Genomic DNA, 12,271 nt, shown 5'->3' on the forward strand with positions numbered 1-12,271 from the left:
CTCGCCCTTCGCTTGCCGGAATGAAGAGGGGGGCTATCCTCCCTCCCAGCAATTCCGGGAAGAACATCCGCATGGCGCCCAAGATTCTGTTGATGGACAGCCCGCTGTCCGACATTGCCACGGCGCGGGAGATTGCCCCGGCCGGGATGGATCTGATTGTCGAGCCCCTGGGCAGCGATGCCTTCAAGGCGGCGCTCGGTGAGGCGGATTTCCTGGTGGGCTTCGGCAACCGGACCATCGATGCGGCGCTCTACGCCACGGCGCCGAAGCTGAAGCTCTTCCAGCTGCTTTCCGCCGGCTACGACACGGTGGATATCGAGGCCGCGCGCGGTGCGGGCATCCCCGTCTGCAACAATGGCGGGGCCAATTCCACGGCGGTCTCCGAGCATGCGGTCATGCTCATGATGGCGGTGTGCCGCCGCCTGGTCTGGCAGCATGAGAGCGTGGTCAGCGGCCGCTGGCGCGGCAACGATCCTGGCTCGACGAAGCTGTTCGAGCTGCGCGACAAGGTGCTCGGCCTGGTCGGGCTTGGCGCGATCGGCAAGAAGGTGGCGCGGCTGGCCAATGCCTTTGGCATGCGGGTCCAGTATTACGATATCCGCCGCGTCTCCGAGGCGGAGGAGGACGCGCTGCATGTCCGCTTCCGCCTGCTCAACGAGATTCTGCGCAGCTCCGACCTCGTCTCGCTGCACGTGCCGCTGACAGCCGCCTCGAAGCACATGATCGGCGCGGAGGAGCTCGCGCTCATGAAGCCGACCGCCTATCTGGTGAACACCTCCCGCGGTCCGGTCATCGACGAGAAGGCGCTGATCGCCGCGCTGGAGGGCGGGGTGATCGCCGGCGCCGGGCTCGACGTCTTCGATCAGGAGCCACCGCCGGCCGACAATCCGCTCTTCCGGCTGAAGAATGTGGTGCTGACCCCGCATTACGCCGGGCCGACCTGGGACAACCAGCAGGCCCGCTTCCGCAACGCCTTCGACAATTGCCAGCGGGTCGCACGGGGCGAGAAGCCGCTTTGGGTCATCCCGGAGCTGCAATAGCGGCGCGGGGGCTAGTTACGCCGGCGGCTGTCATCCCTTCCTCTGGGGCAAGGATGACAACCGACCGGGCGACATGATGACGCGTTCATCAGAAACGCGCGCCACGCTGGCGCCGGGCATCGTCCCGGCGCATGTTGCGGGCATGCAGCCCGTCTCACGCCGCGGCGCCCTGAAGGGCGCTGCCGCAACCCTCGCCGCGCCGGCGCTCCCCGCCCTCGCGCAGACTCCCACCGCCTCGCCGCCGCCGCGCCGCCTGGACCAGCCGCTCTTCGGCGCGGTGTCCTGGACGCTGGGCAATGGCCTTCGGGTCGTGCTGGCCGAGAATCGCCGCGCCCCCGTCGCCGCCCATTACCTCTTCGCCTCGGCCGGCGCCGGCGAGGACCCGGCCGGCAAGTCGGGCGTGGCGCATTTCCTCGAGCACATGATGTTCAAGGGCAGCCCGAACATCCCCTCGGGCGCCTTCAGCCACACGGTCGCGCGCGAGGGTGGGCAGGACAACGCCTTCACCAGCCGGGACGTGACGGCCTACTACCAGATCGTCGAGGCCTCGCGCCTGCCGCTTATGATGCGGATGGAATCCGATCGTCTGCGCACGCCCCTGATCCCTGCCGACGAGCTCGAATCCGAGCGCGGCGTGGTGCTCGAGGAGCGCCGCTCCCGCACCGACGCGGTTCCCCGCGGCCGCTTCCGCGAGGCCTTCGACGCCGCCATGTGGGGGCGCGAGCATTGGCGCGGCCGCCCGCTGATCGGCTGGGAGGACGAGATCCGCGCGATCACCCGGCAGGACCTGGTGGACTTCCACAACCTGCACTACGCGCCGGCCAATTGCGTGCTGGTCGTGGCGGGCGACGTCCGCGAGGCCGATCTGCGCCGCTGGGCCGACGAGTTCTACGCCCCCATCCCGACCCGGCCCGCGCCGCCGCGTAACCGCGCGCCGCTTGCCAGCTCGGCACCGGAATCCCGGATCGAGAGCCGTGATCCGGCCGTTCGGGAATCCAGCTTCCTCAAGACCTTTGCCGCCCCTTCTGCCACATGGGGTGAGAAGAGCTCGGTCGATCCGCTCGAGGTCGTGGCCCATCTGCTCGGCGGCGGCACGGGCTCGCGCCTGCACAAGGCGCTGGTTGAGACCGGCCTCGCGGTCGGTGCGGGCGCCGGATATGACGGCGACACGGTCGGTGTTGGCACCTTCGGCGTCTATGCGACCCCGCGCCAGGGCGTGGAAACCGCCCGGATCGAGCAGGCGATCGAGGCCGTGCTGACGGACCTCGTGCAGCAGGGCGCCTCGGAAGAGGAGGTGCGCCGCGGCATCCGGCAGCAGACGGCGGGCTCGCTGCTCGCGCTGGACGGGCTGGGCGCCGCGCCGCGCCTGCTGGGCGGCGCGCTGGCGATCGGCCTGCCCCTCGACTTCGTGGAGCATTGGCCGAAGCGGATGGCCGAGGTGACGCGCGACCAGGTGAACGCCGCCGCGCGCGCCGTCCTGGCCGATCCGAAGATCGCCACCGCCGGCTGGCTGCTGCCGGCATGATGATTTCCGCGCTCACGACGTCCTTTTGCCCCGGATGGATCCTGCGATGACCGACACCCTTTTCGGCGTCGAGCTGCCGCCGCGCCGTGGCTTTTCCGTGCCCATCCAGGTCGTGGAGCAGGGCGGCATCACCGCCTGGCTGGTCGAGGACCATTCGGTGCCGGTGGTCTCGCTCGCCTGGGCCTGGCCGCAGGGTGCGGCCGCCGATCCGGTCGGGAAGGAGGGGCTGGCCAGCATCTCCGCCGCCATGCTCAGCGAGGGCGCCGGCGACCTCGACAATGTCGGCTTCGCCGATGCGCTGCGCGACGAGGGCATTGACCTCTCCTTCAGCGGCGGGCGCGACAGCTTCGAGGGCAGCTTCCGCACGCTCACCGACGCGCTGCCCGAGGCCGTGCGTCTCGCGCAGCTGGCCATGACGCGGCCCCGCCTGGATGCCGAGGCGCTCGGCCGCGTCCGGGCCCGCGCGCTGCTGGCCTCCCGTCAGTCGCTGGAGACGCCGGCCGGGCTGGCCCGCCGGGCCTTCTGGGAGGCCGGCTTCCCCGGCTTCAGCGCCGGCCGCCTCTCCACGCCGGACAGCATCAACGCGATCACGCAGGAGGACATCCGCGCCTGCCTCGCCGCCCAGGTGACGCGCGGCAGGCTGCTCGTCGCGGCCTCGGGCGCCATCGATGCGGCGGGGCTGCGCCGCCTGCTGGGCGAGCTTTTCGGCGCGCTGCCGGAGGGCACGCTGGCGGCCACCCCGCCGCTGCCCGCCCTGGCGAGCTTCGGGATTACGCAGCGGCCCAAGGCCGCCCCGCAATCCACGCTGGTCTTCGGCCAGGACGGGCTGCTGCCGATCGATCCGGGCTGGGAGTCCTTCCAGGTGGCGCTGCGCATCCTGGCGGGCGGCGGCTTCACGAGCCGGCTGATGAAGTCGGTGCGCGAGGAGCGCGGCCTTACCTACGGCATCGGCGCCGGGCTCGACCTCCTCTTCGGGCGCGCCATCGTGGTGGGCCAGGTGCAGACGGCCAATGCCAGCGTCGGCGAGGTCTGGAACCTGATCCGGGCCGCCTGGCGCGAGATGGCGGCCAATGGGCCGACCGAGGCCGAGGTGGCCGATGCGCTGGCCTTTCTCGGAGGTTCGCTGCCGCTGCAGTTCACCGACAGCCGGCGCACCGCGAACCTGCTGCTCAACCTGCGGCAGACCGGCCGTGCGCCGGAATGGCTCGCCGGCCGCCCGGCGCGACTGGCGGCGATCGACCGGACGAAGGTCGCCGAGGCGGCAGCGCGGGTGCTGAAGCCCGACGGGCTGGTGCTGGCCGTGGCCGGGGAGCCGGTCGGCCTGTAAAGACCGCTGAATCAAAGCGGATTTCACGGCTCGGCGATCGGCTGTTAACGTTGCCCGATGACGTTTGATGGATCGGGCATGAGCGATTCGAAATTGGAAGCCGCCTGGGCTCGGATTGAGAGCCTGGCGGCCGCCCCGGAAGCGAAGACGATCCGGGCCCTCTTCAAGGCGGATCCGGATCGCTTCGCCAATTTCTCGCAACGCGGTGCGGGCCTGCTGCTCGACCGCTCCAAGACTTCCGTCTCGCCCGAAGTGCAGGCGGCGCTGCTCGACCTCGCGGTCGCCGCCGATGTCGAGGGCAAGCGGGCGCTGATGGCCTCGGGCGGCATCGCCAACCCGACCGAGCGCCGCGCCGTGCTGCACATGGCGCTGCGCAGCCAGCTTCCCGAGGCGCCGGAGGCCTGTGCCGAGGCGCGCGCCACGCTGGAGCGCATGCGCGAATTCACGGAAGCCGTGCATCGCGGCGAGCTTCGCGGCGCGACCAACCAGCGCTTCGACACCGTGCTGAACATCGGCATCGGTGGCTCCGATCTGGGGCCCGTCATGGTCGGCCGCGCCCTCTGGCGCGCGGGTGATCCGATGCGGCCCATCCATCTGGGCAATGTGGACGGCCATGGCTGGGAGACGGTGCTCCCGATGCTGGATCCACGGCGCACCCTGGTCCTGGTCAGCTCAAAGACCTTCACTACCCAGGAGACCATGGCCAATGCCCACCTGGTGAAGCGGTGGATGGAGGCGAGCGTAGGGCCGGCGGGGGCGCTGCAGCATTTCGTCGCTCTCTCCACCAACCTGAAGGCCACGGCGGCCTTCGGTATCGCGGATGATCATGTCTTCCCCTTCCACGACTGGGTGGGGGGGCGTTTCTCGCTCTGGTCGGCGATCGGGCTCTCGCTCGCGCTCTCGCTGGGCTGGGACCGCTTCCAGGCGCTGCTCGACGGCGCGGCGGCGATGGACAGCCACTTCCTCGAAACGCCGATGGATCAGAACCTGCCGATCCTGCTGGCGCTGACCGAGGTCTGGCACGTGAACGGGCTGGGCCTGAACCGGCGGGCGGTGCTGCCCTATGACGAGCGCCTGCGGCGGCTGCCGGCCCATCTGCAGCAGCTGGAGATGGAGAGCCTCGGCAAGCGGGTGACGGTGGCGGGGGCGCCCGTGCGGCGCGCCACCGGCCCCGTGGTCTTCGGCGAGCCCGGCACCTCGGCGCAGCACAGCTTCATGCAGCTGGTCCATCAGGGGCCGAAGCCGGTGCCGGTCGATTTCATCCTGATCGCCCGTCCCGACCATCGGCATATCGAGAACCACCGCATCCTGCTCGCCAACGGCCTCGCGCAGTCCGAGGCGCTGCTGACCGGCCGTAATGCGGAGGAGGTCGTCGCCGACATGCGGGCGGCCGGTGCCGACGAGGAGACCATCGCGCGGCTGGTGCCGCACAAGATCTTCCCGGGCGACCGGCCCTCGGTGACGATCCTGATGCCGCATCTCGACCCCTTCACGCTGGGGGCGCTGATCGCGCTCTACGAGCACAAGGTCTTCACGCTCGGCGCGCTCTGGAACATCAACCCCTTCGACCAATGGGGAGTGGAGCTGGGCAAAGTGCTGGCGACGCCGCTGGTGCGCGAGCTGGAGGCCGGCGTGCCGGGCGCGGATCACGACGGCTCGACGGCCGGCCTGCTGGCCGAGCTCCTGCGGCTGCAGGGCTGATCGCGCATGGCCCCGACCGAGCGCGAGAAGATGCTGGCGGGGGAGCTCTACAACGCCGCCGATCCGGAGCTGCAGGTCGAGCTCCGGGCCAATGAGGCCTGGCTCGTGCGCTACAACGCCGCGGCGGCCGGCACCTCCGCGCTCCGCCTCGCCTTATTGCGGGAGCGGCTGGGCGAGGTGGGGGAGGGTGCCGCCATCCGTCCGCCCTTTTATTGCGATTACGGCTGGAACATCCGCCTCGGCGCCGGGGTCTTTCTCAACTTTAACTGCGTGATCCTGGATGTGGTGCCGGTCACGATCGGGGCGCGGACCCTGATCGGACCCGGTGTGCAGCTGCTGGCGGCCGACCATCCGCGCGACGCGGCGACGCGCGCGACCGGGCTGGAATCCGGCCGGCCGATCCATATCGGCGCCGATGTCTGGATCGGCGGCGGCGCGCTGATCCTGCCGGGCGTGACCATCGGCGACGGGGCCGTCATCGGCGCGGGCGCCGTGGTGACGCGCGACGTGCCCGCGGGCGCTACCGCCGTCGGCAACCCCGCCCGCCTCAGGGGCTGACTGGCGGGAAGGCCAGCCGCGTGACGTAGTCGCGGATATCGGCGGGCCAGCCCTCGACCTCCGCCCCGAAGCGCCCGGCCTCGTCGGCATAGAGGGCGCGCAGGGCCTCCTCGAAGCCCGGCAGATCGCCGGCCAGTGCCGTCATCGCGCGATAGGCGACCTCCTGTGCGCCGCGCCGGCTGTTCGCGCCCTTCAGGCGGGCCTCCTCCACCAGGCGGCGCAGCGTCACCGAGGGGCCGCCCGGCTGGGCCGCCAGCCATTCCCAATGCCGGGGTAGCAGCGTGACCTCACGCCCCGTGACGCCGAGCCTGGGGCGTCCCCGCTCGCGGGGCGGAGGGGCGAGCCGCGCGGTGAGCTCGGCCGGCGTGCCGCGCAGGTCGAGGTCGATGGCCCGGCCGGTCCGGTCATCGAGCACGAGGACCGTGCCCTGCGGTTCGGCCGCGGCCTGCAGGCGCAGCGCCACCTCGAGGAGCGGGCCGGCGGCGACGAGGCGGGCGCCGGCAAAGGCGGCGCAGGTGACGGGGCTATCGTCCATGATCTGGATTCCAAAATGCGGGATATTTATACCACGGTAAAATTAACGGTCAATTTTGCCTTGGTATAAATTGCACCGGCGCACCTTCATGGTTTTCGCACCGTCCCGGCCCTAGAATGCCGCCGTGACCATCCGACTCCTGTCCCCCACTACCGCCAACCGCATCGCCGCCGGCGAGGTGGTCGAGCGCCCCGCCGCCGTCGTGAAGGAACTGGTCGAGAACGCCCTCGACGCCGGGGCCCGCCACATCCGCGTGGCCCTGGAGGAGGGCGGCATCGGCCGCGTCCTGGTCGAGGATGACGGCCAGGGCATCCCCGAGGCGGAGCTGGCGCTGGCCGTCGAGCGGCATGCCACCTCCAAGCTGCCGGAGGAGGCGATGCTCTTCGCCATCGGCACGCTGGGCTTCCGGGGGGAGGCGCTGCCCTCCATCGGCGCGGTGGCGCGGCTTTCCGTGACCTCCCGCGTGCCGGGGGGCGAGGCGCATGTCGTGACCGTCGAGGGCGGGCGGAAATCCGCGGTGCGGCCGGCCTCCGGCGCGCCGGGCACGCGGGTCGAGGTGCTGGACCTCTTCTTCGCCACGCCCGCGCGGCGCAAGTTCCTGCGGACGCCGCGTGCGGAGGCCGATGCCGCGCTCGACGCGCTGCGCCGCCTGGCGCTGGCCTGGCCGGAGGTGGGCTTCGAGGCGACGCTGGACGGCCGCGCCGTGCTGAACCTGGCGCCGGCCAAGCGCGAGACGCGCCTGCGGGATCTGCTGGGCACCGACTTCGCCGCGGCGTCCCTGCCGGTGGAAGGGGGCGGGGCTGATTCGCTCGTCATCGCCGGGCTTGCCGGCGGGCCGGCCTTCACCAAGGCGACGGCGACGGACCAGCATTTCGTGGTGAACCGCCGGCCGGTCCGTGACCCGCTGCTGCGCACCGCGCTGCGCGTCGCCTATCGGGAGGTGATGACGCCGGGCCGCCACCCCGTGGCCGCGCTCTTCCTGGAGCTGCCGCCCGACGAGGTGGATGTGAACGTGCATCCGATGAAGACGGAGCTGCGCTTCCGCGACGGCAATATGGTGCGCGGCGCCGTGATCTCCGCGCTGCGGCGCGCCCTGGGCCAGGGCATCGGCCAGGCCAACGGCTTCGGCCAGGCGATGGGCGACGCGCCGGCAAGGGGCATGGGCTATGCCGGTCCCGCGCGGCTTTCCTTCCCGACGTCCGCGCCCTACCGGCCCCGCGGTTTCGCGGAAGCCCCGCTGCCGCTGGCCTTCGCGCCGCCGCCGCCCCGCGAACCGCCGCCGCCCACGCCCGTACCGGAGGACCACCCGCTGGGGCGTGCCCTGGCGCAGGTGCTGGAGACCTACATCCTGGCCGAGGCGCCGGACGGCGCGCTCATCCTCGTCGACCAGCATGCGGCGCATGAGCGGCTGACGCATGAGCGCCTGTCCGAGGAGATGCATGCCGGAGGCATCCGCGCCCAGCCGCTGCTGCTGCCCGCCGTGGTGGAGCTGCCCCAGGCGCACCGGCTGACGGAAGCCGCGCCGGAGCTGGCGAAGCTCGGCCTGGAGCTGGAGGGTTTCGGCCCCGGAGCGGTGCTGGTCCGGTCCATGCCGGCCGTCCTCGGCGCGCCCGATCCCGCGCCGTTGCTGCGCGACCTAGCCGAGGAGCTGACCGAAAGCGGGGAAGGGGTGTCGCTGGCCTTGCGGCTGGATGCCGCCATTGCTCGGCTGGCCTGCCATGGCAGCATCCGCGCCGGCCGCCGCCTCACGCCGGCTGAGATGGACGCCCTGCTGCGCGCCATGGAACGCACGCCGCGCGCCGCCACCTGCAGCCATGGCCGGCCGACCTTCCTGAAGCTCGGCCAGACGGAATTCGCCCGGCTCTTCGGACGAAGCTGAGGGAAGCGCCTATCGTCCCGGCAGGCGCGCCGTGACGACGGCCTCGTAGGTCCTGTTCAAGGGGGCCCCGTCGAGGGTGATGTTCAGGCTGTAGGTGACGACGAAGCGGCGGGTCGACGCGGAGGATACAGGAACGGCCTCGCCGTCGAGGCGGCGGCGGTTCAGCATGGCATCCTCGATCACATCCTGGTGCCGGGACCAGCTTCGCAGGCTCAGGCTTTCGCCAGGGGCCAGGGTGACCGCCCGCCTCTCGACCTCCGCGGGCGCGATCGGCGGCGGCAGCAGCACCGATCCGGCGCCCGCGCCTTCCTCCCGGACCGCGCTGGAGCGGAAGGCCAGGAAGGCGATGCCACCCGTGGCGTGGGTGACCTGGACAGGCGCGCCGCCAGCATTGGTCAGGCGGACCTCGCCGACGAAGGCGCCGTGATCGGCCTGCCGATCCGGATCGATGCAGCCCTCGGGCGGCGACAGCAGCACGATGTCGAGCGCGCCGGCGCGCTCGCGTGCCTGCTCGACGAGGCGCATCTCGCAGGCGGCGGCCGGCGACGTCCCCTCTGTGGCCATGCAGGCGGAGAGGCCGATCGCCGCGAGGAGGACGAGGCGGCGGGACAAGCCGGCCTCAGCCCGCCGTGGCGGCGTCAGCCGCGCAGGATAAGCAGCCGTGCCTTGCCATGCGTCCGGTCCTCGATCGTCTCGAAGCGCGTTTCGGGAACGGCTTCCTTCGCCGCCAGCTCGGTGCAAAGAAGCGCGCCGGGGGCGAACCAGCCGGCGGCGTCCAGGGCTTCGATCGCGACCGTCAGCAGGCCCGAGCCATAGGGCGGGTCGAGGAAGACGAGGCTGGCCGCCTGCAGGGGGCGCGAGGGCTTCGTCGCGTCGCCGGCGATGACCTGCGCCTCGGTCGCTCCGCAATTGGCGATATTGGCGCGCAGCGCAGCCAGGGCGGCGCGGTCCTTCTCGAGGAAGGCGGCACGCGCCGCGCCGCGCGAAAGCGCCTCCAGCCCCAGCGCGCCGGTGCCGGCGAAGGCATCGAGCACCATCGCGCCGTCGACCAGCTCGCGGCCCGCCCAGGGGGCGTGCCAGAGCATGTCGAAGAGCGCCTGGCGCGCGCGGTCGGAGGTGGGGCGCGTCGCCTCGCCGGGCGGGGCGACCAGCCGCTTGCCCTTCCAGCGGCCCGAGATGATCCGCATCAGCGCTTCCGGACCGGCGCGGCGAGGCCGAGCTGGTCGCGCAGCACCTTGGGGTTCACCTCGTCCACCGTGCCGCGCTCGAGCTGGCCGAGCTGGAAGGGGCCGTAGGCGATGCGCAGCAGGCGCGAGACCTCGAGGCCCAGATACGCCATCACGCGGCGCACCTCGCGGTTCTTGCCCTCGTGCAGCGAGAGGGTCAGCCAGGCATTGTCGCCCTTGCGGCTGTCGAGGCCGGCATCGATGCCGCCGTAGCGCACGCCCTGGATGGTGACGCCGTTCTTCAGCTCCGCGAGGACGGCGGGGTCGACATGGCCGAAGACGCGCACGCGATAGCGGCGGACCCAGGCATTGCTCGGCAGCTCCAGGCGGCGCGCCAGGGCGCCGTCATTGGTCAGCAGCAGCAGGCCTTCGCTGTTGAGATCGAGCCGGCCGACGGAGATGAGACGCGGCAGCCCCTCGGGCAGCTTCTCGAAGACGGTGGGGCGGCCTTCGGGGTCGCGATGGGTGGTGACGAGGCCGGCCGGCTTGTGGAAGCGGAAGAGGCGCGTGCGCTCCGGCTCGTTCACGGGCTTGCCGTCGACCATCACCACGTCGTCGGGCTGGACAAAGGTGGCGGGCTGGGTGACGAGCTTGCCCGAGAGCTTCACCCGGCCCTCGGCGATGATCTTCTCCGCGTCGCGGCGGCTGGCGACGCCGGCGCGGGCCAGCCATTTGGCGATGCGCTCGCCGCGCTCCGCGCCATCTTCGGCGGCGTCCATCTCGGTCGTCTTCCGGTTGTCGGTGGGGGCGTTCATGCGCAGGCTTCCACGAAGGCGCGGAGGATGAGCGGGTCGGCCGGATCCACCGCGTATTCCGGATGCCATTGGACGCCGAGCGCGAAGCGATGGCCCGTCGCCTCGATGCCCTCGATGAGGCCGTCCGGCGCCGTGGCATTCACCGCGAGGCCGGGCCCCACCGCCTTGACCGCCTGGTGATGCGCGGAATTCACCGCCATCCGCGTGCGGCCCGTGACGCGTGCCAGCAGCGTGCCGGGGGCGATGTTCACCTCATGCCCCGGCTCGGTGCGCGGATTGGGCTGCTCATGCGGGATGTCGCTCGGCAGCTCGTCGGGGATGTGCTGGATGAGCGTCGCGCCCAGCGCCACCGCCAGCAGCTGCTGGCCGCCGCAGATGCCCAGGATGGGCGCGTCGCGCTCCAGCGCGCGGCGCGTGACGGCGAGCTCGAAATCCGTGCGGCCGGGCTTGAGCGTGACCTTGGGATGCGGCTTCTCGTTGCCCCAGAGGGCCGGGTCGACGTCGAAGGCGCCGCCCGTCACCAGCAGGCCGTCGATCATGTCGAGATACTCGGCGGCGAGCTCGGGCGCGTGGGGAAGGGCGACGGGCAGGCCGCCCGCCGCGACGATCGCGGAGAAGTAGTTCTGGCGCAGCGCGTACCAGGGCAGCTTCGACCAGCCCCCGGCGGGCTCGGCGTCGAGGGTCAATCCGATGACGGGACGTTTCATGCGCCGTGTGAAGCAGCGTGGCGCTTCCTCGGCAAGATGAAGTTTGCGCGAAGCCGCTCCGCTCGCCAAAAGAGCGCCGATGACCCCCATGGAAATCGCGCTGGAGGAGGCGCGCGCCGCCGCGCGGCGCGACGAGGTGCCGATTGGCGCGGCCGTGACCGATTCCAACGGGCGGGTGCTGGCGCGCGACGGCAACCGCGTCGAAGCGCTGCGCGACCCCTCGGCCCATGCAGAGATGCTGGCGCTGCGGGCGGCGGCGCTGGCCGTCGGCGACAAGCACCTGGCCGGGGCCACCCTCTGGGTGACGCTGGAGCCCTGCGCGATGTGCGCGCAGGCCGCGAGCCTGTTCCGCGTGGCCCGCGTGGTCTTCGGCGCCTATGACCCCAAGGGCGGCGGCACGGAGCACGGGGCACGGGTGTTCCGCCATCCCCAGTGCAACCACGCGCCGGAGGTGGTGGGCGGCGTGCGCGAGAGCGAGGCCGGCGCCCTGCTGCGGGACTTCTTCGCCGGGCTGCGCTGATCCGGCCCGCTCCGCGGCGGCCACCTTGACCCTGTCGGAATCTCCGAAACGCAACCGCCATCGTCATCATTCTGTCGAATGTCGGACATGCGGCATGCGAAGTGGCGAAACGCGGGGGGAAGCACAAGTTGCACTTACACGAGACGGCCACTTCCGACCGCCCCGTTTCAGACGGGAATCATTCAAATGATCCGCACGACCCTCCTGGCTACCGCCGTGGCCTCCATCTTCTCGCTCTCCGCCTTCGCCCAGACGGGCCCGCGGCTCGTGGGCGAGGGCGATAACCCCCACGTGGTCTATGACGTGCCCTCGAACAACATCGTGGGCTCGGCCGATGCGACGGTGACCGGCCCCTCCGACCAGGCGGAATACGTGACGCGCCGCGTCTTCCAGACCCAGCGGCCGACGCCGAACTATCAGTTCGGGGTGAACCAGCCTTGGCAGCTCGAGACCAGCAGCCACGGCTGAACCAGCCAGTTGACTTTCGAAGGCCGGCGG

General features: G+C 71.5%; 13 protein-coding genes. 8 read left to right on the forward strand and 5 right to left on the reverse strand.

Going from position 1 to position 12,271, the window contains the following annotated elements; all coding sequences use genetic code 11:
• Positions 1-71 precede the first annotated feature (71 nt).
• From KHU32_RS09015 to KHU32_RS09035, 5 genes are all read left to right on the forward strand, one after another.
• Positions 72-1,040, forward strand: coding sequence for a 2-hydroxyacid dehydrogenase (locus tag KHU32_RS09015; protein ID WP_213669776.1), 969 nt, complete (start codon positions 72-74; stop codon positions 1,038-1,040).
• 76 nt (positions 1,041-1,116) lie between these two features.
• Entirely contained in the window at positions 1,117-2,565 is a 1,449-nt protein-coding gene (locus KHU32_RS09020) for a M16 family metallopeptidase (protein ID WP_249680916.1), read from the forward strand.
• A 46-nt stretch (positions 2,566-2,611) separates the two neighbouring features.
• Positions 2,612-3,892 carry a M16 family metallopeptidase gene (locus KHU32_RS09025; protein WP_213669777.1) on the forward strand — a complete coding sequence of 427 codons (1,281 nt, stop codon included), beginning with the start codon at positions 2,612-2,614 and terminating at the stop codon, positions 3,890-3,892.
• Positions 3,893-3,970: 78 nt separating this feature from the next.
• On the forward strand, positions 3,971-5,593 hold the full coding sequence (gene pgi / locus KHU32_RS09030; RefSeq protein ID WP_213669778.1) for a glucose-6-phosphate isomerase: 1,623 nt from the start codon (positions 3,971-3,973) through the stop codon (positions 5,591-5,593).
• Positions 5,594-5,599: 6 nt separating this feature from the next.
• Positions 5,600-6,151 carry a sugar O-acetyltransferase gene (locus KHU32_RS09035; protein ID WP_213669779.1) on the forward strand — a complete coding sequence of 184 codons (552 nt, stop codon included), beginning with the start codon at positions 5,600-5,602 and terminating at the stop codon, positions 6,149-6,151.
• Here the strand turns inward: KHU32_RS09035 and KHU32_RS09040 are convergent.
• The gene (locus KHU32_RS09040; RefSeq protein ID WP_213669780.1) at positions 6,141-6,686 is read right to left on the reverse strand and encodes a DUF2239 family protein; all 546 of its coding nucleotides are present in this window, start codon (positions 6,684-6,686) and stop codon (positions 6,141-6,143) included. The two genes, KHU32_RS09035 and KHU32_RS09040, sit on opposite strands and share 11 nt — an antisense overlap.
• 124 nt (positions 6,687-6,810) lie before the next feature.
• Here KHU32_RS09040 and mutL point away from each other — a divergent pair, with 124 nt between their 5' ends.
• Positions 6,811-8,565 carry a DNA mismatch repair endonuclease MutL gene (gene mutL, locus KHU32_RS09045; RefSeq protein WP_213669781.1) on the forward strand — a complete coding sequence of 585 codons (1,755 nt, stop codon included), beginning with the start codon at positions 6,811-6,813 and terminating at the stop codon, positions 8,563-8,565.
• A 9-nt stretch (positions 8,566-8,574) separates the two neighbouring features.
• Here the strand turns inward: mutL and KHU32_RS09050 are convergent, their stop codons facing one another.
• The 4 genes from KHU32_RS09050 to KHU32_RS09065 are packed head-to-tail and all read right to left on the reverse strand — an operon-like array spanning position 8,575 to position 11,253.
• A complete protein-coding gene (locus tag KHU32_RS09050) occupies positions 8,575-9,177 on the reverse strand; it encodes a hypothetical protein (RefSeq protein WP_213669782.1) in 603 nt (200 codons plus the stop codon).
• Positions 9,178-9,203: 26 nt separating this feature from the next.
• Entirely contained in the window at positions 9,204-9,752 is a 549-nt protein-coding gene (gene rsmD / locus KHU32_RS09055; RefSeq protein WP_213669783.1) for a 16S rRNA (guanine(966)-N(2))-methyltransferase RsmD, read from the reverse strand.
• Positions 9,752-10,510 (reverse strand): pseudouridine synthase, encoded by a 759-nt coding sequence (locus KHU32_RS09060; RefSeq protein WP_213670853.1) that lies wholly within the window; start codon positions 10,508-10,510, stop codon positions 9,752-9,754. Before KHU32_RS09060 ends, rsmD begins: the two co-directional genes overlap by 1 nt.
• A gap of 32 nt (positions 10,511-10,542) precedes the next feature.
• A complete protein-coding gene (locus tag KHU32_RS09065) occupies positions 10,543-11,253 on the reverse strand; it encodes a gamma-glutamyl-gamma-aminobutyrate hydrolase family protein (RefSeq protein WP_213669784.1) in 711 nt (236 codons plus the stop codon).
• A gap of 79 nt (positions 11,254-11,332) precedes the next feature.
• Between KHU32_RS09065 and KHU32_RS09070 the strand changes: the two genes are divergently transcribed.
• Positions 11,333-11,773 (forward strand): nucleoside deaminase, encoded by a 441-nt coding sequence (locus tag KHU32_RS09070; protein WP_213669785.1) that lies wholly within the window; start codon positions 11,333-11,335, stop codon positions 11,771-11,773.
• A 186-nt stretch (positions 11,774-11,959) separates the two neighbouring features.
• Positions 11,960-12,241, forward strand: a complete 282-nt coding sequence (locus KHU32_RS09075) for a hypothetical protein (RefSeq protein ID WP_213669786.1) — start codon at positions 11,960-11,962, stop codon at positions 12,239-12,241.
• Positions 12,242-12,271: the final 30 nt, after the last annotated feature.

It is taken from the genome of Roseococcus pinisoli (assembly GCF_018413645.1).
In the GTDB taxonomy this organism is placed as follows: Bacteria; Pseudomonadota; Alphaproteobacteria; order Acetobacterales; family Acetobacteraceae; genus Roseococcus; species Roseococcus pinisoli.

Excerpts from the sequence above, each read along its gene's own strand:
- KHU32_RS09040 (WP_213669780.1), bottom strand. The coding sequence starts at position 6,686 with ATGGACGATAGCCCCGTCACCTGCGCCGCCTTTGCCGGCGCCCGCCTC.
- KHU32_RS09020 (WP_249680916.1), top strand. The coding sequence starts at position 1,117 with ATGACGCGTTCATCAGAAACGCGCGCCACGCTGGCGCCGGGCATCGTC.
- KHU32_RS09075 (WP_213669786.1), top strand. The coding sequence starts at position 11,960 with ATGATCCGCACGACCCTCCTGGCTACCGCCGTGGCCTCCATCTTCTCG.
- KHU32_RS09025 (WP_213669777.1), top strand. The coding sequence starts at position 2,612 with ATGACCGACACCCTTTTCGGCGTCGAGCTGCCGCCGCGCCGTGGCTTT.
- KHU32_RS09065 (WP_213669784.1), bottom strand. The coding sequence starts at position 11,253 with ATGAAACGTCCCGTCATCGGATTGACCCTCGACGCCGAGCCCGCCGGG.
- KHU32_RS09015 (WP_213669776.1), top strand. The coding sequence starts at position 72 with ATGGCGCCCAAGATTCTGTTGATGGACAGCCCGCTGTCCGACATTGCC.
- pgi (WP_213669778.1), top strand. The coding sequence starts at position 3,971 with ATGAGCGATTCGAAATTGGAAGCCGCCTGGGCTCGGATTGAGAGCCTG.
- rsmD (WP_213669783.1), bottom strand. The coding sequence starts at position 9,752 with ATGCGGATCATCTCGGGCCGCTGGAAGGGCAAGCGGCTGGTCGCCCCG.
- KHU32_RS09060 (WP_213670853.1), bottom strand. The coding sequence starts at position 10,510 with ATGGACGCCGCCGAAGATGGCGCGGAGCGCGGCGAGCGCATCGCCAAA.
- KHU32_RS09070 (WP_213669785.1), top strand. The coding sequence starts at position 11,333 with ATGACCCCCATGGAAATCGCGCTGGAGGAGGCGCGCGCCGCCGCGCGG.
- KHU32_RS09035 (WP_213669779.1), top strand. The coding sequence starts at position 5,600 with ATGGCCCCGACCGAGCGCGAGAAGATGCTGGCGGGGGAGCTCTACAAC.